A 20,832-nucleotide genomic window follows, 5' to 3' on the forward strand; every position below is an offset into this window, starting at 1 on the left:
ATATTGGTTTTTATGATTACTCTTTTGGAAATGTCTTTTTTTAACTAGAGTGGGGGCTTGATTATACTTACTTTTTATTCAAGTAACGGGGGCTTTTGTTCAGGATGATGATCGCTGCGGCGGTCATTTTTTTCTTGTTGAACTAACGGGGCAGTATAGTTGAATAAAGGTATAAAAAGAATGCAATAGTTTTCATTTTACTAAAAAACTGTATGCTATAAAAACTAAGCATTCTTTTTATATAAAAAAAACATGAATGTAGGCTTTTTTTCATAACTATATTTTTGGGGTGATAAAATGCCAAGAGTAAATTATCGAAGTTATGAAGTGGACGAAATGGCAAGGATGATGAGAGCAGAAGCTGAAGGTGAAGGAAAGCAAGGAATGTTATATGTTGGGAATGTAATAGTAAATCGGTGTGTAGCAACCTGTTTAGACTTCAAAGATGTAAGAACTATTCATGATGTAATATTTCAAGTACAAGGTGGAAATTATTCTTTTGAAGCAGTTCAAAAAGGAAATGTTTTTTATCAAAGAGCAAGAACATCTGAAAAAAGATTAGCAAAACAAAATTTGAATTATTGGAGAGATCACCCAGCGAAATTTGCACTATGGTATTTTAATCCACATGGTCCATGTCCTCCAACATGGTACGGTCAACCTCATTCTGGTCAGTTTAAAGAACATTGTTTTTATGAACCAAAACCTGGAACATGTGATAGTGTTTATAGCGGTTAAGCTTACTCTTTGAGTAAGCTTTTTTCATGTTCGGAATATTTACACAAAATAAACCTTTAGTAATAGTTTTATACACGAAAACAAGATTGTGAAATATTGTACTTAAGCTAACGGGTTAGTTGAATAAAGGTAATGGTAAAATGATGTGAAAAGAGGAAAAATAATGGTAATGCAATTTTAAATGTTAAGGTGAAAGTAGGTAATGGCAATATGTCAGAAGATGAATTATTCTTAAAAAAGGCACCTAATGTTTATGAAATATATTCAAAAATCCTCGATTTATTAAAAGAAATAGGACCATTTGAAATTGAGTTAAAAAAGACTTCTATTCATCTTTTGAATAAATCTTCCTTTGGAGGAGTTCATCCAAAAAAGAAATGGTTAGATTTTAATTTAGTATCAAACCATCACATTGAACACGAGAAGATTACTAAAATTGAACAAGTTTCCAAAAACAGATTTCACAATAACTTTAGATTCGATAGTGTAGATGACCTCAATCAAAAGTTTTTAATTCTTTTAAAACAACCATATCAATTGATGGGTTAGTTAGAGAAATCAAATTTATTACCAATGAACAGCATTTTCTTAGGAATTATTTCTGGTGTAATATTTGGTTTATTATCTGTACTAATAATGCTCCCCGTACTGCTATTATTGGTTCAATTATTAATCGTTTTACGATTGGATTCTTAATAACAGTAACTGTTCTTCCTATGTATGGTTGGACCAAAGGAATTTTAATAGGGTTGTTAATTAGCCTTGGTAATATCGGCATGGTAAAGTTAAAATTCAAGTATACGAGTACGGGAGCGCATATAAGGCATGGGCATCAACAGGAAAGATATCTGCCTGGAATTGTTACGGGAGCACTCCCGAACAAGCTAAAGAAATGGCAGAGTTTAGAATGAAGAATGCATTGGAAGAAGTGAATTTTTTTAATACTTCCGGATATTTACTCAATCCACCTTGTTGGCTTTTTTTCTTATTGAGCTAACGAAGCGGGTTTGTTGAAAAACAATAATAAAAACCAACCCAATATTGGATGGTTTTCAGTGAAACTTTATCAATTAGATAATTCTCTACGATCAACCGAATGCGGTGGTTTCTCGAACCATTCATTAGCAATCATGATTTCCGCACAGTCTTCCGCGAGTTTGACATCATTTTTAATTGCAGAAGCATATTTGAGTCCTAGATCGCGCCGCATGGAACCGGACATGGCAGTTCCATAATATGCCATGGCAGATTGAATAAGAAAGGCACAATGGAAAATCATCAATTTATCGGAAAAAGGTGCTGTCTCGGAATCGGTGATATGGGTATCCCAGGAAATCGACGAACTGATAAAGTCCTCTTGCAGGATTGAACGAAAAATCGAAAGATGCTCTTCTGTCTGTTCCACCACCCGTTGGAAAAATGTCCGAATTTCTTTCGACTCAGCAGTTTGGCTAAAACCTAAGATTAAATCTTTTGCGAGTGTACTCTTCTGTAAATTAAAATAAAGACTGCTGATTTCAATAACGTTCAAGGGTCGATGGTCCCCTAACCAACCGGCAAGAAAACTTTGTTTTTTAGCAAATTCCACTTCTTCTGGCAAGGAGATGGTAGGAACCCGATCCGATAGTCCCTTAGATTTTAACATTTCTAAGGTCGTATCATATATCTCAGAAGCGCCTTTGAATGCTTCTAAATAAAATCTTCGTACGTCCAGCCTGTGAGATATGGTTATTCCGAGTGAATAAGCGGTTAATCCATGGGTAGTCATTCCGTGAAGATAAAACAGCCAAAATTCATCAGAAAATAAGCGAGGAGCATCAAGATGGACATCTTTCTCCGTAAATCCATGCGGAATCGGAAACTGTTCTTTTTGGAAAATCTCAGTGATCATTTGAAGGAGATGATTGGACAGTTGTTGTGCTTTTTCAAAAATGGAATAGATGTCGGAATCCATAATGGTTTTTAAAGCATAGGAATTGACGCACCGTGCCATCGCGTTGGTGAGATAGGGGGTCCAAAGATTCGATACATCCAGTTCTACGATTTTTTTAATCATTGCTATGCCTCCAAAATAATATTTTTAACCCTATCAAAGCCATGATAAAAACCAATTTATTTTGCACTTTTTTATTAGCTTTTATAGGTATTAATTTACGGCTACTTGCTTTATTGACAGGACATATTGTACACAATTATGTGAAGTAATATACTTTAACAAACGGGTGCTTTAGTTCAACATGCAATCGTGTTCATTATCTTGTTCTTCAGCCATCGGGCCAGATTGTGGAGGCTTGGTAAAATTCAGATCTTCAAATAATAAGATTATTAGAAGAAAGAAAGCTATGTGTAATTAGTGATGTAAGTTTATGTCTTATATGTAATAATTATATAGAAATATAAATTTACATTCATACGTAGTGAAAGTGGGAATCATAATGGCAACGGGAATACATACAGTAGAAATTCCAGTAGATGTACAAGCAGTTTGGGATTATGTCAGTGATCTTGAAAAATGGGCAACGACAGTACCAGCCTATAAAGAACATGAAATCATAAATGACAAGCAATCTATTTGGACATTTGAAGGTAGTGTGAAAGGTATTAAAAAAACAATACAAGCGCAGGTAGATATTACCGAATGGAATGAACCTTCAAATATTAAGTTTGAACTAAAAGGTTTATCAGATAATTTTACAGGAAGCGGTCACTTTACTGAAGAAGATGTTTATGGTAAAACAACAATGACTTGTAGGGTGGAAGTCCATGCAGGCGGATTATCGGGTGCGGTGTTAACGCCAATTATTAAATGGGCTGTTCCCAAAGTAGCATCACGTTTAACAGAATCTATCGCACGTAAAATTGCAGTATTCTCATAGTTGTATTCAATTTTGCTGTTTTGGGATATGTTGCTGACTTTTCTACAACAGCTATCTCTGGTTAATAAACTTAATAAATAATACTTAAAAAGAGTACTAATCAGTGGGTGAAACAGTAAAAGATTAATTCAATTAAAGGGCGCTTTTCATTAGTATGAAGGCGTCTTTTTGATATGCCCGTACACATTAAGAAATTAGATTTTGTTAAGGTAAAAAAGAATATGAAGATTTTTACTTAAACTATCTGCCGCTTTACTTCAATAAAGAGTAAAGTTTTTTCTTTTCAAGTAACGGGGCAGAATAATTTCAGAAGAAAACTGGAAATAAAGTGTTATCCTTGATAGAAGTAGTAAACTAAAGGAGAGAAAAATGACAACAAAATTTGTTCACCATATTTGTATCCAAACAAATAATTACGAAGAATCCTTAAAATTTTATAGGGATATTCTTGGTTTTGAATTAATCGAAGAATTTCCTAATTTCCATAATCGTTATTATAACTCTTGGTTAAAATTGGGTGCATTCTATATAGAGCTTCAAACTGGTAAAGTAGGTGAGAAACTTAATAGTGTAAAGCCAACCACACAAGGAATCATTCATTTTTGTCTTTGGGTCGATGACTTAGTAAAAGAAGTCCAAACTATTAAACAATTGGGTTATGAATTCATACTGAAAAATGGAGAAGAAATTTATCAAGTGGAAAATGGCTGTTTGTGTAAATTAATTGCACCTGAAGGTACAATAGTTGAACTAAGGGATAATAGAGGAATATAACCAATTATACAGATAGTTTCTATTCAAGAAATTAATTGGAAAATAAACATTCCCTGTTACCAAATAGTTTGTGAAGAAACGTACTTAAACTATAGGGTGCTAGTTTGTTTAAGAAATTGTTTCGGGACCGATAAGGGACTTTTTTTTGTTATAATATTGATTTATAAAGCAATAAAATAAGCCCTGGGAGGACCCAGAGCCTATCTATATGTCTTATTGCCAATCTTTTTTATTAATTTGTAATCCATTTTCACCAAAGAAGTGCTGGATGTATTTCTGTTCTTCTTCAGTAGTTCTTACTTTTAATACTGGACTTTCGCTTGGTTGTGTGGGGTCACTTTTTAGGTTCCTAATTGTCAGATAATCATTTTCTAAATTAGAAAAGTCTCCTTTTAACCATTTGTCTAAGATTTTCTGATACGGTTCGGAAGCTTTTAAATTAACTGCCCTGTTTTTCAAATATTGAAGGTTCGCTCGATCAAACTGAATTCTTTTGATACTATCAGAAGTATTTGGTAGATGGTAATTTTCTTCTCCTTTGAACTCAAGCTTCTGAATAGCCATTGTTATCATTCCGTAGTAAAAGATGTCATCACCCTTCACATTAATCTCAATTTCATAAAAGTTTTTAGCTGCTTTATCTAATTCAGCTTGGCTTACTTTATGTACTGGTTGAGTGACTAAATGTTTAGTAGTTGTTGCTGCTTCTATTTTATCCCCCTCGTAGGAAAGGATTGCATACGAACCTCCAATCACTAATGCTAATCCAAACCCTGCTACAATTAAAATCTTCTTCATTGCTGCTCCCCCATAAATGTATTCAACTTTCTTTGGAAAGTCATTTTTTATCAAGTTTACCATATGATTCCTCTGGGAATGTTTTTAATGATGAAAAATCGACCAAGGGAGAAAAAACTCGGTGGTTTATTTATAATTGGCTTTCCGGTTGTTTAGGAGTTGGTTGTACAATTCCGTTACTTTTCTTTTTAACAGTAGTAGGATTTGTGTTTTGGCTACTATAAAGAGATAGAGAAAGGAAGATTGTGAAATATTGTTCTTAAGCTAAAGGGGGCAAGAGTTAAAGAAGGGGACCGCTGCGGCGATCCTTTTTCTTGTTGTACTAGCGGTGCAGTTTAGTTTAAGATTTGTTGAAAAAATTAATTTAATTATTCGACAGATTCTACAAGTATTTAGAGGAAAATTACGGTATACATTGAGTGATTGTATTCTAACTATGCCTTAGAGGAAATTGTGATTTCGAGGCAATGATATTGATCCTAAGGGGGAAACATGGGTAAATATAAAATGTCTAAAACGATTGGAATGATTTTAGGGACAATAATGATAGTAGCTACCTTGGGGTATGGACTCCTATATTTACTAGGAACCTCTTTAGGGAAAGCTCTCGGTTCCGAAATGGAGACAACAGCCAGAAATCAGTTCACTTTTGTAATTTTATTTAGCATAGGCTTAGGTAGTGTAATAACAGGAGCAGGTTCTTTTGGAATCAAATTTAAAGGATGGAGATACATTTACATTGGTTTTTGTATGTTAATTGGTGTCGTACTACTATTCACTTTTTTTATTTCAAGAGGAGCCATAGGAACAACGTATGAATTTCTGATTCTATGTTTAAGTATCTTGTATTTTTTATTAGGTTATTTAGTAATAAAGGAGAAATGAAGTTCAAAAAAGTAACATTCCAGTCTTTATGGCAGTTCTGTTGCATGGGTGGCTAACGGGGGCAAGAGAATAAGAGCCAGCTGCCATTTTTGACGGCTTTTTTCTTATGCAAACGGGGCAGTTTAGTGCAATAAGGATTTTATTTCCAGTTGATGTTAAAATAAATTAACTACTTTATCTTTGGAGGCGGACTATGAGACGATTGCCATTCCAACCACCAATAAAACACTATGATCAACGAATTGAAGCAATAGATGAACATATTTGTAATTTAATAAATCAACGGAAGGATATTACAAATAATAACCCTGGCTTTCCAACTAAAAAACTTATAACTACCTGGTCAGAAAAATATAACTTATATGAAGAATTCTTAAATAGTGTATTTACAAATTTTTTAAACGAAGATATGTATAAACCTGTTGTAGAGCCAAAAGGATTTCTTAAAAATATCCCAATATTAAAGTCCTTTGAAAAAGATGATGTATTCTATTCGGTAACATTTGTACGTCAGTACGAAAATGCCAGTGTCGTTCATTTTAATATTGATAGAGAAGATTCTGATGATGAAGTGCATAGAAGGATACGAGAACCTATCCTTTTTGATCTATCAATTGAAGGTAAAGAGGCTGATTATAACTGCCGAAACGAAGGAGGGGGAGGTTCTGGAGGACACGAATCTTATACATTCATCGTATCACCAGCATTACCCGATGATCTTTCTGAAATCAATTTGGTTTTTAAGAAATATAAACGCCCATTCTTTAATAAACCGACGGGTGTTGAATTTGTCATATAGATAGACAACCTTTTGAATAAATGTACTTAAGCTAACGAGTGCGTTAGTTCAACAAGTCTGGACTGCTTCGGCAGTCTTTTTGTGTTCCTAAAAAATAATTATTAAATAATCTCCTTAACTCATATGGTGAAATGTGGATATTTAAAATTAGAATTTACTAATTGATAATAAAAATTATGTACACAAGGAGGATTACATGACGAAACTACTTCTTATGTTAATACTGATAATTTCAATATTATCTGTAAATTTAATAGCATTTTTTTACTATCGAATAACGAAAAATATATACTTCTCTGCATTTATTATACTTATATCTGCAGGAGTTTTAGCAATTGTTGAAGGCTTCTTTGCAATGATCATTCTTGACGATGCTTTTGGATTTTTTTTCGGATTGAATCTCGTGGGGCCTTATCTATTAATAAATAGTATAATTGTACTCCTAATCGCAGTAGCTGTAAGTATTATAAAATTTTCCAAACGCTTGTAGCGGTTAAAAAACCAGTTTTTAAAGAGAAAGAAATTTGTTCGGAGAATTAAAGAATAGAAATAGTTTGTTCTTTTTAAATTTTATTTTCGTATTCAACTACCGGGGGCTTATGTTCAAAAACGGGATGGCTGCGGCTATCCCGTTTTTCTTATTTTGCCTGCACCGTTAGTGGAATAAGAAAAAGGCTGCCGCAGCAACCCCCGCTGTTGAACTAAACTAAATTTATCTTTTATACAGCTTTTTATACATTGTTGATTTATCAACGTTTCGAGATTTTGCTCATACGTGCTGCATAAAAAAGGAGCTATTTATGTATCTCACTTGTTAGTGAAACTTTCCCATCCATACTTATAGAATTTTTCTTTTTTCGATATTCTTCTAAATCTTGTTCGCTTTTATTGGTAGCCCAAGGCTTCTTCGCACTTTAGCTGTAGCGATATTTCCTCAGATCATTCAAAATTGAGATTTCCTGTAATAATTTCTCTCCAACATTGGTTTCCAGAACCTTTTTTCTCTCCAGTTCTCTATCCACCACTCTTTTAACTGATAACACATCTGTTCCGTTTAAGAGGATATTTTCTTTTGAATTAAAATGTTTATGAGCAACTAGTAGCATACCGCAAGAATTATATAATAACGTGTATCCAGCTATACCTGTTTTGGATTGATACGCTTTTGAAAAACCACCGTCAATAACTATCATCTTTCCATTTGCTTTGATTGGATTTTCTCCTTCAATTTCCTTAACGGGTGTATGACCATTTATAATATGACCTTGATCAGGATTAAGATTAAATTCAGCTAGGATTTTACGGCAAATTTCCTCATTTTCACGTAAATGATAATATGGGTTCTTTTTCTCTTTATGGGTTTCCTTATTTTTAATGAAATACCTCTCGAAAGTTGTCATTGCTCTTTTCCCAAAGAGTGATGAATATTCTCCTGTCCATAAATACCAGACCATATCTGTTGCCAGATCATCTGTCACTTCTGGATGTGCAAAAGCATAGCGCAGATATTCTTCAAAAACATCAAGTAAATTACTTCCTGCATAGGTTTTATCTTCAATCACCATTTTTTCCATATTTCCTTCTTTATCTAAAGGAATGCAGCCATGTATTAATAAGTTCCCGTTATATTTTAAATAAAGGCTTCCTTTCTTCATAAGAAAGTTCATGTGTCTAGCTAGCTTTTCCGAGTGCTGCACAGCCAGTAATAACCTTTCCATCACCTGCTCTTCTTCCTCTAATAATTGATCCGGCTGCAATGGATTAACCGTTGCAAAGCAGCTATTTTCTAATGGATACGTTTCCCCATGTATCGATATTTCGTTTTTGTCATAATCAATTTTCTCAAGTAACAGCCTTTCCGACATATTAAAGTAAGGACGTCTTTTGATGATCGGCATTTCAAGTTTGAACTGAATCATGGCAATGGCTTGATGAATTTTCGTAATCTGCGATCGTTCATGATCAGATAAGTTTTCATCTGAACTTATTTTTGGTCTAAAGACTGGATTGTCATCATAGTATTTCTCCGCAAGATTAAGTAGAGGTATAAGATTGATGCCATATACATCTTCAATAATATCCAAATTGTTATATCTAGCACAAATACGAATAATATTAGCAAGACACACCTTTGAACCAGCAAATGCACCTAACCATAGTACATCATGATTTCCCCATTGAATATCAACGGAATGATAATTGATTAGAGTATCCATAATTTTATCAGGTTCAGGTCCACGATCATAAATATCCCCCACTACATGCAGATGGTCCACAACCAATCTCTGCGTCGTATAAGCAAGGCCTATAATGAGGTTATCAGCCTGATTTAAAGAAATAATTTGCTGAACAATTTTTGCATAATACTGTTCCTTATTTGTGAATTCATCCGTTTTGTATAGCAGTTCTTCAATAATATAAACAAACTGATCGGGCAATGCTTTACGTAATTTAGAGCGTGTATATTTAGAGGAAGCATACGAAATCAGATGAATCATATGATCAATGATTTCTATATACCATTGATAGAGTTCTTGTTTATTTCTGCAGTTAGCCTTAATCAACGATAATTTTTCTTTAGGATAATAAACTAATGTAGCAAATTCATTAATTTCTTTCTCAGATAACACATTTTTAAAAAGGTCTTTGATTTTCTCCTTTACATTCCCTGAACCATTTCTTAACACATGTTGAAAGGCTTGATACTCCCCATGTAAATCACTGACAAAATGTTCCGTCCCCTTGGGGAGATTAAGGGTGGCCTCAAGATTTATAAGTTCAGTTACCACTTTTTCTTCGCTATCATACTTTTGGGCAAGCAAATCTAGATATTTTGTGTTCAAAATTATGTATCCCCTTCCAAAATTCATCATTTATTTTCCATTATTCCACAATAAAAACGTTTTATTTCCATCTTGAATGCTTAACAACTCAATAATGTCTATTCAGAGGGCTCAGCTACAAGGGTTCTTTTTTGGTTGGGTTCCGGGAAGGAGGCATTATGGTAGGTATTATGGTTTCTATAAAAACAAAAAGCGCAAACCACTATATGTAAATTGTGCTTCTTTGGCTAAGGAGTAACACTAAAAGAAAGATTGTCTAACAACACGGTGACAATTTAACACTTTAAAGTGAATGGGCAAATTGTTACCTGTTATATTTGTGATTATTTAAGTAACTTAACTTTCGCTGTTAAAAATCATTATTAAACCATTGGTATAGCTTTTTTCCTTATTGAAGTAACGGTCAGTTTAGTGAAAGAAGGAAATATCAACTACGAGGTGAAATTTATATAACAGAGGTGAGTTAATGAATAGGCCATTTGAAATTCAACCACTAAGATTACTGGGAGGATGGACAGTAGAATTTAATAACTTTTATGAATGCGAACCTGATAATTGCAATGATTTTGGAGAATATTTTGTTGAAGATTTATTGCAACTCACCAATAGTAAACATAAACTTGTTCTCGACGTGGGTTGGTATCCAGATAGCGATAAAAACGGTACATATAAACTATTCTAGATTAAGGATTTTAATTGGGAAAAACCATTAGAGTATTTTGAAAGTAGGAATACAAAAGAAATTGTAGAGAAAATTGAGTATTGGACGAACTATGGCTTCTATCAAAAATATCTTTAAGGATAATCTGTATTTTAGGCATTTATATATATTATGTGAAGAATTGTACTTAAGCTAACGGGTAGCTTTACTTGAAGAAACTGAATTTCCGGACCTAAATGTGGTCTTTTTTTGTGCTGTTCTCATTTTCTTAAAGATTGTATTTTTTCAAACTTTAAGGTTAAAGTAATAATTCTATACCAATTTTTCATTTCGCTCTTTTTTTCATTAGCTTTTGATTGCTTGATTTTGCATTTTTTTAGGGATCCTTAACCCAAATTGTTTTACCGGTATGATTTACTTAATTTTGTATCATCATCTTAGATTTAGGCTATATTAAATCCTGATGTTGATGTTTACGATAAGAAAACCGCCTCGTTGAAGAGGCGGCTTATTGAGCTATCGTATCCGTCGTAATCTGCTTTAGGAGAAAAGGTCATCTAACCGTCTGGTAAACGAGGGCTATGGCTCCAGAATCAAATGTCTTGTTTTCAATCAGTTTAAGATTGATCTTCTCCTTGAGACCTTGAAATAACGGCAACCCGCTGCCGATCAGGACGGGAGAAACCGTAATTTTATCCCCATATGACAGTGTCGGCAGTACTCAGAATTTCTTTCGCGTGTTTCTCCAAGTCAGCATCGTATGAAACCCAGCCAATGTCCATTTCACCGTTCGGACCTTCTACAAAACCGTCAAGCGATGCGTGCAGAAATAGAACGAGTTTTCTCATTTTTAGTCTCCTTTGTTCATGAGGGATATTATTTTCATACTTCTTTACCTCCAATGTAAGTATAACCATTTTTTATAAAATTCAGTAAATAATTCCATAAGTTACACCAATTAAAATAAAATGGGACGGTGCTAGCATCAGTCCCGTTTTGTTTTGTTAAAGTGAAGATTGTGAAGAACTACACTTAAACAAACGGGTGCTTTACCACAATAATGAATAAAAATAATTAGCCTAAAATATGCAAGTTTTTATACATTACATGCATATTTTAGGCTTTTTTAAATTCATAAAACATGCTTCATTTTTTAATTTCCAAATACAAGTAGAAATGTACTTTAATCAACTCCATGTGCAATTTAGCTCTGGGTGTGGCATATGACTGTGCTCAGAAATCTCGTGCAACAGCGTAGAAGATGAAATTTTTAAAAAATAAAGCCTGCGAAGGCTTATTTGAATATGTCTAATAATCATGTTGAATACCGGAAGTTTAGGGAAAAAAACTCTATTTTATTATATTTTTTTTGCAGTACTGTTAACTTGATGGGCATGGGGTACAGCCGAGATACGTGTAAAAATGGGCCACAGGTTGGATTGTATTTCCAGTATGACTCATTTGATTTATTATAGAGGTCTACCAACAGAAATGCGGAAAACACCGATGCTAAGATAATTTTTGAATAAAAGGCATCAGGTTGCATTTCCCCATATATTCCAATTTGCAACGCTCACTAGTAGGTTATTACAACTATTATTGCATCACAGATAATACCCAAAGTGTAAACAAATTCAGAGACAAAATCGGGTACTTACTGTTTAAATGGCTCAATAGAAGAAGTCAAAGGAAATCATTTACTTGGGATTAATTCAGACTCTTTCTTAATAAATATCCATTACTTTACGCAAGAGTTAAGGTTAATATATACGACTTAAGAAAAGAAATTAGCTATATTTTGTAAATGATAACTAGGAGGAGCCGTGTGCGTTAATAGCGCAAGCACGGTTCTGTGAGGGGAGAGGAGAACAATTTACCGCAAGGTATAAAGGCTCCCTTCTACTCGACTAAGTAAAAAAAATATACCCCTCAACAATAAGGGGTATAGGAGTCCTTCGATTATTAGAAGTCTAAGATCTGTTTCTGTTTGAATCTATAAATCACTTTTACTGTCATCATGAGCTACGGCTAAACCACTAAACGAGATTGGCCCTACAACAGCTGCTTCTGTGCCATTTGTAATATTTTCAGCGGTCAATTCATAAAAATGTGATCCTTTTGCTAAATTCGTATCAATAGCTTGGAATGTCGCAATATAATTAACCTCTGATGTAGGATCCGATTCCACTCCCTCTTGAGCAGTAAAGATTTGTTTTCCATCACGAAAGATTTTAAATAAAATTTGTGATGTACCACTTACCCCACGGACGCCTATTGTCGCAATTAATTCAACATGATTTTTTTTTGCATTCTTTCGAGGTATAGTTATATGAATGGTTGCAAGTACTGTAAGACTCGGAGTATGAGGAATAGCAATTGGGTTATTATTGTTAACCATACTAATAGGTTCTGATGCTTGATAATCAATAAGACGAACCATTTTCATTAAATCACTCCCTTGTTTGTTATGTTATAAAGTATGCAGTAAAGAGAAATTTAGTTTGGACCACCTTTTAATTTTAAAAAGGTTTATTACCTTAAAAGATAAAATACTTCCTTTTCCAAAAATTTTTTTGTCGATGTCACAAAAAGATAAGCCCAAATTGTAACGAAGGCTAATGTTAAGGTAGATTGATAATTGTTTGCCAAATATCTATATGTGAAGGAATGTACTTAAACCAACGGGTGCAAGAGTTCGACCAAGGGGCTGCGGTGGCGGCTCTTTTTTGTTCCGCTAACGGGTATTAGTGTTGAGGGAGTCAGGTATTTTGGCGAATCAGGGGAATCTAGGTTTATTGATTTTAGGGAATGCAATCAAAACTGGATACAGTATAGAAGCAGAACTGAGAACCTAAAGGATAATGAAATACAAGATGTTATAAGGAAAGACAAAACCATTGGACAAAGGGATAGTGATGCAAATCTACCCTATTTTGAGTTTTTTACAAGACCCTTTACGCGAATTGAATTTGATTCAAAAAATACATTTAAACAGTTTAGAGAAACTATTGCTGCTACTGGATGGAGTACAATCGATTTAACTTAAGGCAGTTCCTATTATAAAGCTTAAGGGCGTTCGGCGATAAGCTGGGACGCTTATTCACTAATGGACAGTTTAATAAGGAACTTCGCCAAAATAGACTTAAAAAGCTTGAAGGTTAGGTGGACAAATATGGATAGTGAGTATTTCGTAAAAGGAATAGTTTCGAGTGTAAGAGATTCTGCGGTTAACGATACGTTAAGTCTAATGGAAGAACCGCCAGGAAGAAGACCAAGAAAAAAGGTTATAGAACTTTCAGAATGGTATAACGAACAGTCCATAACTAATAAAGAAATGATAAAAAAAGCACTATATGAAGTCGTAGATGCAAGTTTATTTGGCATATTTGCTGTTATTGATGGTGTTAGAACTATTGAAGATACAGAGAATAAAGGGGTTTTTAAACTATTTTTTAATAAAGACGGAGAAAAAAAGTTGATAAATGAAGAGAGTAATGAGTACCTTCACGATATATACAATTCCATCACAAATTCGAGAGAATAATCTATATGCTTCTTAAACTATCAGAGTGCTTGAGTTGAACATGGGGTTGCTGCAGCGTTGGATGTATTCACATTCTAGAGGTGATATTTCCCTTATTTTCTGTGTAATAATTTTTCATATTCGTTTAAAAGTTTGTTTAAAGCTTGACTCAATGATAAAACTTCATCATCAAGAAAATCTAACTTCTTATTGTAAGCTGTTCTAACCATTTCTTCACGAAGTAGGTAGATTTTATTCCAAAGTTCTTTCTCTTTATCAAATTTCTCATCCATTTTTGCACCAACTATGTGATAAATCTAAACATTATACATTGTGCCGTTAATGCATGGCTATTATGTATTAGAAAATATAATTGTCCCGAAAATTATATACTTGGCACTAATAGCTGGATTTCTGCCAAGAGTCTAAAGTGGCGTGATGCTAGTTCTTGGATGGGAAAACAAAATAGATTATGGGTAATTAACGAGGGCTAAAAAGAAAGATTCTTATTCAACGGGTGTTTTAATTTAATAAGGATCCGGTATTTTTAATAAAAAAGCTCGCTAATTGGAGTGACTCCCTTGAGTTGGATTAAACAATCCAACTTAGGGGGGTTTTTTGTATAGTTAAGTTTTCGAGTGAATACAGAGCAAAAGTTGTTTTAGAGGAGGGGGAGGATCAATAGAACTGGCTATATGGATCTTGTAAGCTTGAAAGATGCTTATTCCATCTGGTATTAGCAAACCCGGTAATTATCGGTGAAAGAGCTGAATATGATCTATCTTCAAATTGGTACATAATTGGCGATGATATGAATGGTGATTATATAACAATTGACTTGGCAGTTAAGTTGAATAATCTTTATTAGCTTTTATTCAACATGAGCCATTTATTGGAGTAAGCTATTTGAATTAAGGAAGTTAAATAGCTGAAACAAAGGGTCTCTTTTTTGAAAATTCAGCATTTACTTTACTTCTATGTGGTAAAATATGTAATGTGTGTAGGATTGGGGGAGGGTGTGAGTGAAAACTTAACTTCATGGTTATTTTTCGGTAATCCTATCGCACGTTCAAATGAAATATTAAATTATGTTAGGTGGGGGAATATCAATGGATTTGTATTACGAAGTTTATGGGGGTGGTCAACCTGTGGTCCTCCTCACTGGTGGGGCTGATGTACGAAATTGGACATTTGTCGCACCTCTTTTAGCGAAACACTATAAGGTCGTTGCTTTTGACGGACGTGGTACCGGGAAATCACCGTCTCCTTTAGAAGATGTCAATCCTGTTGAAGATTTGTTGTCACTGCTTGATCATCTAGAAATCAATCAGGCAACGCTCATCGGTCACTCAATGGGCGGCCAAATTGCCACTGAATTCGCTCTGAATTATCCTGAGAGGGTTTCTAAACTAATTTTGCTTGCGCCAGGTTTATCTGGGTTTAGCTATTCGAAGGAATTTGGAGAGAGAATGAAGAAGATTCATGAAGCTGCCCCCGATATCGAAAAGATGATTGAGCTTTTGCTCTGTGATCCATCGAATCGTGTTGTAACGGTGAGTCCGCACCGGGATTTGATGGTTCAAATGCTTCGGCACCATATGAACCGAATGTTTGAATGGCCTCCTGTTAAATTGATTTGGCCGCAACCACCGGCCATCGAAAGATTAGGAGAATTGACGGACAAAACATTATTGATAATCGGCAAGGAAGATTCACCCGACAACCTTCGTGTTGCCAATTACTTTCGAATGCACTCAGATGCTAGAATCATAGAAATTCCGGGTGCTGACCATATGGCTAATCTCACCCACCCTGAGAAGCTGTATAGTCAAATTACTGATTTTATGGAGGAATGAAAAGCCTACTGCAATGGCTTTGGAAGAGAATGAACGCTTTCTAGATAATATACTGACTTTCGATGAACCCACTTTTTCCATATTGATATAACAATACTTTGGAGTACACATTATTAAACTATCAGCAGTTTAACGCAACAATGAATTAAATTAATGAAAAGTAGTGCACAGATATTTTATTTATGAAAAACCAAAGAACCCATCAAATGATTTATGAAAATATGCAATATATTATTCCGAATAGAATGCAAAAGCGTGCGAAAAAGAATTTCGATAAGGCAAGTGCCTGTCCTACCCACAATTTGTCGAATTCTCCCCGACAAGATTTGGGGGGGGGCCAGGCACCATAGCCAATATCGACCCAAAACAATATATAAGGTGGATTTTAAAATGGATAAAAGAGTCCAGTTTGATTTTGAAATAGAGTTTACCAATGGCGGTGGATTGCAGGGACAGGATTTTCGTCTTGATATTTATGGAGATGACATTTCTGATGAAGATTTAGCAAAGTGTATAGTAGAGGATATGAGGTTACTAATGGTTGGGGAAGTCAGGATACTAAACAAAAAAATAATCAATGAAAAACATAAACGAAAATCTGTTGATCAGTAATAACCCCTAGAGAAAAACAATAATTTGTTTTAAAATACGTTTGGGTAAAGTTGAAAATGAGATAGACATTACTTCAGAGAGTAAGCTATTCCATCCTTACTTAGAAGATGTAAGAATGAGAATAATTTAAATAAAAAGAGGCAACCTCCAAAATAATGGGAGGAGTAACCTCTTTATAAATTACCTAAATCCATTACAATAGTATGTTCTATCCTATTGTAAGAACCACTTTTCCTCGACCATGGCCACTCTCGATCTCTCGATGGGCGTCTGGGGCTTGGTGTAATGGAAATGCCTTTCTGATAAGGATCTGCAATTTACCTTGCGAGTATAGTTCTACTATTTCAGTAAGCCTATTCACGGACCTCTGGCTGCGTATAGGACGAACACCAAGTTTTTCTGCAAGATCGAACGCAACAATTGTGCCAATTCGATTTTTATTTTCGACAAGTTCCAATGATGCGTGTAGAGCTTCATCCCCAGCGGCATCGAATGCTACGTCCACGCCATTAGGTGCTAACGCACTGACTCTGTTGGCAAGATCGTCACCATAAGTGACTGGAATGGCACCGAGCTTTCGAAGGTATTCATGGTTGCATTTACTAGCGGTTCCGATGACAGTTGCTCCCCATGCCTGAGCCAGTTGTACTGCGAATGTACCAACTCCACCAGCTGCAGCGTGAATCAAGATGGTGTCTCCCTTGTCAACGCCAAGTTCCTGTAACGCGGTGTGTGCGGTTTGACCAGAGGCTGTTATTACACCTGCCTCCTCCCAAGGCATGTTCTTTGGTTTATGCACAATCTGGTCAACGCTAACCACCACATATTCGGCATAGCAGGCCAGTAAAGCCCATCCTAGTACTTCATTGCCGACAGAGAAATTTGTTACCTTATCACCGACTTGATCAATAATTCCAGCGAATTCGTTACCGAGTATCTGTGGATACCGTACCTCCATACCTGGTGGCGCCCAGCCACTACTACGCACAGCCAAGTCGAACGGCTGGATACCAGCAGCCTTGACTCTGACCCGAACCTGCCCTGCACCTGCATGGGGTTTATCAAATTCCATTACTTGCAAAACATCTGGAGGACCAAAAGTAGTAATGGCAGCGGCTTTCATGTGATCTTTAATCATTATTATTTGTCCCTTCATATTGATTATATTTAATCCTAGAATTACAAATTAACATTTTTGTTTTTAATGATAATTGATGTTTGCATTCAACAAAAAACCTCGATTGTAAATCCACCCGGTGCTTTAACATAGAAAGTCCAACGATGAGCCCTTTTTGGAGGTTTTACATCAAATCCATCATTCTTCAAGTGTAGATAGATATCGTTCACCTGTTCTTCGTTCTTCTGTGAAAAACCTATATGAAAGGTCTTAGGGTAATTGACTTGGGTACCTTTCATCAATGCCAGCAACAATCCATCTTCGTCTAACAATACAGCGAATGAATCATCATGTGTACTCTTGGTTTGTAGGCCAAAATATGTTTCTAAAAACTCACGAGCAGCGCTAACGTCAGTCACAGTTAGATTGATATGATTTAGTTTCAAAGGTTACACATCCTTTCTTTACTAATCATTTTTTAATACCTTAATTCACTTTTAATAAATGATCTCTTGAAACTGAGGGTTTTTAAGCAACAATATTCACAACCAGAATATGCAATCTTATTCAGTTTTTGAAAGCATTTTTTACTTTCAATTAATATTCTATATTTAATTATTAATATATAAAAAGACATATTTATATATCACTATATATACTCTGGTATATGAATGAAGGAGTGACGAACTTGGAACTACTGCAACTACGATATTTTCTAAAAGTTGCTAAGTTGGAACATATGACAAGGGCGGCGCAAGAACTGCGTATAGCTCAGCCAGCTCTCAGCAAAACCATCGCAAGGCTGGAAGAGGATTTGGGTGTACCGTTATTTGATCGTAAAGGAAGAAACATTCGACTCAATTCGTTTGGAAAAGTGTATCTGAAGAAAGTAGAAAAGGCACTCATGTTGCTTGATGAAGGTCGAAGAGAAGTTGAAGATCTTGCGGGATATGAAAGAGGGCGTGTTTTTTTAGCGACAACCACTCATAAATGTTTTTCTGATGTAATAGGTTCTTTTATATCCTTACACCCTGATGTCAAACTTCAAATCACTCAAGCTTCAAAAAGGGAAAAGATACAACAGCTTCGAAATGGTGAAATCGATTTTTGTATCACTTTCCCTCCCATTGAGCAGTCAGGAATAGAGGGATTGTCCTTTCTCACTGAAAAAATTTATCTTGCTGTTCCTCATACACATCGCTTTGCTAATCGGAGAAACATAGACTTGAGTGAAGTGGCTGATGATCCTTTCATTTGTATAAAGAAAGGTAATCCATTCAGAGAAATGACGGATGAATTTTGTCAACTAGCAGGGTTTACTCCGAATATAATTTGTGAGGTCGACGAACATACTGCTGTAGTTCACTTCATGAGTATGGGAATTGGTGTTGCTTTTATTCCGGAAACCCTAATTGGAAATATAGAGACTTCATTTCATTTATTGCATATTGATAATCCTATTTGTCAGCGTACTTATCAAATCGCATGGCTTGAAGGAAGATATATGTCCAAGGTGGATCGTAAGTTTCGAGATTTCTTTGTCCGGAGCTTTACTGATTTACCGATCAGTTGAGAAGTTTAGAATGGATTTGTTTTATTACTGTTTGTTTAATGTAAAAGGCAAAATACTAAAAAAAACGCAGAGGATGCTAAAACCTCTGCGTTTTTGTGTGTGATTTTGTTGTCTAAATTTATGCGATTCACCCTGATATTAACCTTATTAATTCAGTTTTTTTAAAACTTATTCTGTAATAGATTCGTTAAAATAGTAAAGTTGTTACTATGATTGATGGTTAAAGGGTGAGGCTGGAGTCCGACAAAAGGCAGTACGAAAATCCCGGAAAACTGCTTACATCTTTGTCCTAATTTCTGCTGCAGATAAACAGGTAATCATATAATTTTCAGTCAAAGAAACGATTATTGAACGGAGTATTCTTATGGTCACTATGATGGAATGGAGAACAGATGATACCGTTAGTTAACGCTAAAAGCAGAGTTTTAATAGAATGGGGGGGCTTTTTTGGACAAATTGTCCTTTAAAACAAAAAGACGGTCAAGTTGTTGGTTGGATTGTATTTGAAAGTATCCAAAATAGGAAACGATTGTCACATACGGGTTCATTCGGAATGTTAATCAGAAACAATTACAGAGGAATTGGGATTGGTAAAATGCTGCTCCAAGCATTATTAGAGTGGGCAGAAAAGAATCCATTAGTTGAGAAAGTAAGTCTAGGGGTTTTTTCAACAAATCATAGAGCAATATCCTTATACAAAAAGATGGGGTTCATTGAAGAGGGACGAAAAATTAATGAATTTAAATTTAATGATAATAAATATGTGGATGATATTCTAATGTATAAATTAGTTTAGATGCATTAAATTAGCTTTTTTTACGAATGCTTTTCTACATTGTGAAAAAAAATTAATGAGCAAATATGCAAGTTTTTATACATTGCTTGTTTTTAGGGTCAGTCCCCGATATTTTAAGGCTTTACCTGATTGGGGGGCTGACCCAGTTTTTACATTCCTGAACATGTACTAGGGAACGTATTGCGCATTACACCAAACACTACAATTTTTCCACAGGCAACATTAGGGCAAAGCTTTTGTACGCCTCCTAAACCTCCGCCAAGTGACGCTAATAATATCCCGATTGTTAGAAGCAGTAGCAAGAAATACATCCCATTTATGCGAGTTTAAAAATGATATAGAATACACAAAACATCGTTAATAGAAAAACGAAAATGAAATAGATGGCCAGGCTTCGTCTAAATGCAGAAAGTGAAATGCCGGAAGCTTGCGCGTAATGGGAGGCGGTTAAGCCGGACAAAATGCCCATTATCACAAACCACGGCTCATAAAACAAAAGAGACCATAACGCCAGGCTGTGAACATCAAGTGAAATCCAGCCATTGAATTGTAAAGTAATGACATTAGCCAGAAGGAGGGCTTTTGTAATGATCCCGCTGATTCCATGTGCAAGTAAATAAGCAGTACAGGAAAGGGTAGGGATTAAGATGATGACACGGTGGATGTTTTTCCCTCCAATGAACGGCACCCATGCTGGGACTACTCGTCCCCATGGCTTGACAAGGGCAATTAAAATGAACCCACAGGTCATGATCAAGACGCCTGCAAGGTAACTTGCCATGTACATCGCTTTAGGATCCTCCAGCTGCCCGGGGAGACCTATCGTCCCGCCTGCAGCTTGATAAAATCGGACGAAAACAGCATACATGACTGCCCAAAAGCAACCGAGGTATGCTGGCCATACCGCTTCCTTCGTCCATTGCTCAAAGGCAGTTAGCCTTGCCGGTTGAGCTTTCACATTGTTTGTTTTTTCATTCATGG

At 35.3% G+C, this 20,832-nt stretch carries 22 protein-coding genes and 1 pseudogene; 13 read left to right on the top strand and 10 right to left on the bottom strand.

The genetic code is table 11. The annotated features are described in order from the left end of the window. Positions 1 to 297 precede the first annotated feature (297 nt). Positions 298 to 738, top strand: a complete 441-nt coding sequence (locus QNN06_RS04800; RefSeq protein WP_213118554.1) for a cell wall hydrolase — start codon at positions 298 to 300, stop codon at positions 736 to 738. 210 nt (positions 739 to 948) lie between these two features. Then, positions 949 to 1,287, top strand: coding sequence for a DUF5655 domain-containing protein (locus QNN06_RS04805; RefSeq protein WP_213118553.1), 339 nt, complete (start codon positions 949 to 951; stop codon positions 1,285 to 1,287). Between the two features lie 517 nt (positions 1,288 to 1,804). On the opposite strand, the gene QNN06_RS04810 is transcribed toward QNN06_RS04805, so the two are convergent. After that, positions 1,805 to 2,794, bottom strand: a complete 990-nt coding sequence (locus QNN06_RS04810) for a DUF3231 family protein (protein WP_213118552.1) — start codon at positions 2,792 to 2,794, stop codon at positions 1,805 to 1,807. 379 nt (positions 2,795 to 3,173) lie between these two features. Here QNN06_RS04810 and QNN06_RS04815 point away from each other — a divergent pair, with 379 nt between their 5' ends. After that, on the top strand, positions 3,174 to 3,614 hold the full coding sequence (locus QNN06_RS04815) for an SRPBCC family protein (protein ID WP_284037132.1): 441 nt from the start codon (positions 3,174 to 3,176) through the stop codon (positions 3,612 to 3,614). Between the two features lie 369 nt (positions 3,615 to 3,983). Then, on the top strand, positions 3,984 to 4,388 hold the full coding sequence (locus tag QNN06_RS04820; protein WP_217034862.1) for a VOC family protein: 405 nt from the start codon (positions 3,984 to 3,986) through the stop codon (positions 4,386 to 4,388). 213 nt (positions 4,389 to 4,601) lie between these two features. Here the strand turns inward: QNN06_RS04820 and QNN06_RS04825 are convergent, their stop codons facing one another. After that, positions 4,602 to 5,186 (bottom strand): DUF6241 domain-containing protein, encoded by a 585-nt coding sequence (locus tag QNN06_RS04825; RefSeq protein ID WP_284037133.1) that lies wholly within the window; start codon positions 5,184 to 5,186, stop codon positions 4,602 to 4,604. Between the two features lie 492 nt (positions 5,187 to 5,678). On the opposite strand from QNN06_RS04825, the gene QNN06_RS04830 reads away from it, so the two are divergent. Next, positions 5,679 to 6,071: a hypothetical protein gene (locus QNN06_RS04830; RefSeq protein WP_213118548.1), complete on the top strand. Its 393-nt coding sequence runs from the start codon at positions 5,679 to 5,681 to the stop codon at positions 6,069 to 6,071. 193 nt (positions 6,072 to 6,264) lie between these two features. After that, complete coding sequence (locus tag QNN06_RS04835) at positions 6,265 to 6,870, top strand: hypothetical protein (protein WP_284037134.1); 606 nt, start codon at positions 6,265 to 6,267, stop codon at positions 6,868 to 6,870. Between the two features lie 914 nt (positions 6,871 to 7,784). On the opposite strand, the gene QNN06_RS04840 is transcribed toward QNN06_RS04835, so the two are convergent. Both QNN06_RS04840 and QNN06_RS31350 read right to left on the bottom strand, forming a co-directional pair. Then, a complete protein-coding gene (locus QNN06_RS04840) occupies positions 7,785 to 9,713 on the bottom strand; it encodes a fructose-1,6-bisphosphatase (RefSeq protein ID WP_284037135.1) in 1,929 nt (642 codons plus the stop codon). 1,353 nt (positions 9,714 to 11,066) lie between these two features. Further along, complete coding sequence (locus QNN06_RS31350) at positions 11,067 to 11,222, bottom strand: hypothetical protein (RefSeq protein ID WP_481819241.1); 156 nt, start codon at positions 11,220 to 11,222, stop codon at positions 11,067 to 11,069. A 716-nt stretch (positions 11,223 to 11,938) separates the two neighbouring features. On the opposite strand from QNN06_RS31350, the gene QNN06_RS04850 reads away from it, so the two are divergent. Next, the gene (locus tag QNN06_RS04850; RefSeq protein ID WP_249366753.1) at positions 11,939 to 12,085 is read left to right on the top strand and encodes a group II intron maturase-specific domain-containing protein; all 147 of its coding nucleotides are present in this window, start codon (positions 11,939 to 11,941) and stop codon (positions 12,083 to 12,085) included. 282 nt (positions 12,086 to 12,367) lie between these two features. Here the strand turns inward: QNN06_RS04850 and QNN06_RS04855 are convergent, their stop codons facing one another. Further along, a complete protein-coding gene (locus QNN06_RS04855) occupies positions 12,368 to 12,814 on the bottom strand; it encodes an exosporium protein C (RefSeq protein WP_213118902.1) in 447 nt (148 codons plus the stop codon). Between the two features lie 732 nt (positions 12,815 to 13,546). On the opposite strand from QNN06_RS04855, the gene QNN06_RS04860 reads away from it, so the two are divergent. Continuing rightward, positions 13,547 to 13,918 carry a hypothetical protein gene (locus QNN06_RS04860; protein ID WP_284037136.1) on the top strand — a complete coding sequence of 124 codons (372 nt, stop codon included), beginning with the start codon at positions 13,547 to 13,549 and terminating at the stop codon, positions 13,916 to 13,918. 92 nt (positions 13,919 to 14,010) lie between these two features. On the opposite strand, the gene QNN06_RS04865 is transcribed toward QNN06_RS04860, so the two are convergent. Next, positions 14,011 to 14,190, bottom strand: a complete 180-nt coding sequence (locus QNN06_RS04865) for an aspartyl-phosphate phosphatase Spo0E family protein (RefSeq protein WP_213118541.1) — start codon at positions 14,188 to 14,190, stop codon at positions 14,011 to 14,013. A gap of 440 nt (positions 14,191 to 14,630) precedes the next feature. On the opposite strand from QNN06_RS04865, the pseudogene QNN06_RS04870 reads away from it, so the two are divergent. The 3 genes and pseudogenes from QNN06_RS04870 to QNN06_RS04880 form a co-directional block, all read left to right on the top strand. Further along, positions 14,631 to 14,741, top strand: a pseudogene (locus QNN06_RS04870) (SMI1/KNR4 family protein); the annotation flags it as partial. 265 nt (positions 14,742 to 15,006) lie between these two features. Beyond that, positions 15,007 to 15,753, top strand: a complete 747-nt coding sequence (locus QNN06_RS04875; protein WP_284037137.1) for an alpha/beta fold hydrolase — start codon at positions 15,007 to 15,009, stop codon at positions 15,751 to 15,753. A 390-nt stretch (positions 15,754 to 16,143) separates the two neighbouring features. Next, positions 16,144 to 16,365 (top strand): cyclase, encoded by a 222-nt coding sequence (locus QNN06_RS04880; protein WP_213118539.1) that lies wholly within the window; start codon positions 16,144 to 16,146, stop codon positions 16,363 to 16,365. Between the two features lie 208 nt (positions 16,366 to 16,573). Here the strand turns inward: QNN06_RS04880 and QNN06_RS04885 are convergent, their stop codons facing one another. Next, a complete protein-coding gene (locus QNN06_RS04885) occupies positions 16,574 to 17,488 on the bottom strand; it encodes an NADP-dependent oxidoreductase (RefSeq protein ID WP_213118901.1) in 915 nt (304 codons plus the stop codon). Positions 17,489 to 17,589: 101 nt separating this feature from the next. After that, positions 17,590 to 17,928 (bottom strand): VOC family protein, encoded by a 339-nt coding sequence (locus QNN06_RS04890; RefSeq protein WP_213118538.1) that lies wholly within the window; start codon positions 17,926 to 17,928, stop codon positions 17,590 to 17,592. A gap of 242 nt (positions 17,929 to 18,170) precedes the next feature. Between QNN06_RS04890 and QNN06_RS04895 the strand changes: the two genes are divergently transcribed. Together QNN06_RS04895 and QNN06_RS04900 are read left to right on the top strand one after the other, a co-directional pair. Beyond that, a complete protein-coding gene (locus QNN06_RS04895) occupies positions 18,171 to 19,055 on the top strand; it encodes a LysR family transcriptional regulator (protein WP_284037138.1) in 885 nt (294 codons plus the stop codon). A gap of 433 nt (positions 19,056 to 19,488) precedes the next feature. After that, complete coding sequence (locus QNN06_RS04900; RefSeq protein WP_284037139.1) at positions 19,489 to 19,851, top strand: GNAT family N-acetyltransferase; 363 nt, start codon at positions 19,489 to 19,491, stop codon at positions 19,849 to 19,851. 149 nt (positions 19,852 to 20,000) lie between these two features. Here the strand turns inward: QNN06_RS04900 and QNN06_RS04905 are convergent, their stop codons facing one another. Both QNN06_RS04905 and QNN06_RS04910 read right to left on the bottom strand, forming a co-directional pair. Beyond that, complete coding sequence (locus QNN06_RS04905) at positions 20,001 to 20,153, bottom strand: hypothetical protein (RefSeq protein WP_284037140.1); 153 nt, start codon at positions 20,151 to 20,153, stop codon at positions 20,001 to 20,003. Positions 20,154 to 20,167: 14 nt separating this feature from the next. Next, a complete protein-coding gene (locus tag QNN06_RS04910) occupies positions 20,168 to 20,830 on the bottom strand; it encodes a DUF3995 domain-containing protein (RefSeq protein ID WP_284037141.1) in 663 nt (220 codons plus the stop codon). Positions 20,831 to 20,832 lie beyond the last annotated feature (2 nt).

The organism is Neobacillus sp. 114 (genome assembly GCF_030127045.1).
Classification (GTDB): Bacteria; Bacillota; Bacilli; order Bacillales; family Cytobacillaceae; genus Neobacillus; species Neobacillus rhizophilus.

Coding starts and splice junctions, on each gene's coding strand:
- QNN06_RS04800 (WP_213118554.1), top strand. CDS start 298: ATGCCAAGAGTAAATTATCGAAGTTATGAAGTGGACGAAATGGCAAGG.
- QNN06_RS04805 (WP_213118553.1), top strand. CDS start 949: ATGTCAGAAGATGAATTATTCTTAAAAAAGGCACCTAATGTTTATGAA.
- QNN06_RS04810 (WP_213118552.1), bottom strand. CDS start 2,794: ATGATTAAAAAAATCGTAGAACTGGATGTATCGAATCTTTGGACCCCC.
- QNN06_RS04815 (WP_284037132.1), top strand. CDS start 3,174: ATGGCAACGGGAATACATACAGTAGAAATTCCAGTAGATGTACAAGCA.
- QNN06_RS04820 (WP_217034862.1), top strand. CDS start 3,984: ATGACAACAAAATTTGTTCACCATATTTGTATCCAAACAAATAATTAC.
- QNN06_RS04825 (WP_284037133.1), bottom strand. CDS start 5,186: ATGAAGAAGATTTTAATTGTAGCAGGGTTTGGATTAGCATTAGTGATT.
- QNN06_RS04830 (WP_213118548.1), top strand. CDS start 5,679: ATGGGTAAATATAAAATGTCTAAAACGATTGGAATGATTTTAGGGACA.
- QNN06_RS04835 (WP_284037134.1), top strand. CDS start 6,265: ATGAGACGATTGCCATTCCAACCACCAATAAAACACTATGATCAACGA.
- QNN06_RS31350 (WP_481819241.1), bottom strand. CDS start 11,222: ATGAGAAAACTCGTTCTATTTCTGCACGCATCGCTTGACGGTTTTGTA.
- QNN06_RS04855 (WP_213118902.1), bottom strand. CDS start 12,814: ATGGTTCGTCTTATTGATTATCAAGCATCAGAACCTATTAGTATGGTT.
- QNN06_RS04860 (WP_284037136.1), top strand. CDS start 13,547: ATGGATAGTGAGTATTTCGTAAAAGGAATAGTTTCGAGTGTAAGAGAT.
- QNN06_RS04865 (WP_213118541.1), bottom strand. CDS start 14,190: ATGGATGAGAAATTTGATAAAGAGAAAGAACTTTGGAATAAAATCTAC.
- QNN06_RS04875 (WP_284037137.1), top strand. CDS start 15,007: ATGGATTTGTATTACGAAGTTTATGGGGGTGGTCAACCTGTGGTCCTC.
- QNN06_RS04880 (WP_213118539.1), top strand. CDS start 16,144: ATGGATAAAAGAGTCCAGTTTGATTTTGAAATAGAGTTTACCAATGGC.
- QNN06_RS04885 (WP_213118901.1), bottom strand. CDS start 17,488: ATGAAAGCCGCTGCCATTACTACTTTTGGTCCTCCAGATGTTTTGCAA.
- QNN06_RS04900 (WP_284037139.1), top strand. CDS start 19,489: ATGGGGGGGCTTTTTTGGACAAATTGTCCTTTAAAACAAAAAGACGGT.
- QNN06_RS04910 (WP_284037141.1), bottom strand. CDS start 20,830: ATGAATGAAAAAACAAACAATGTGAAAGCTCAACCGGCAAGGCTAACT.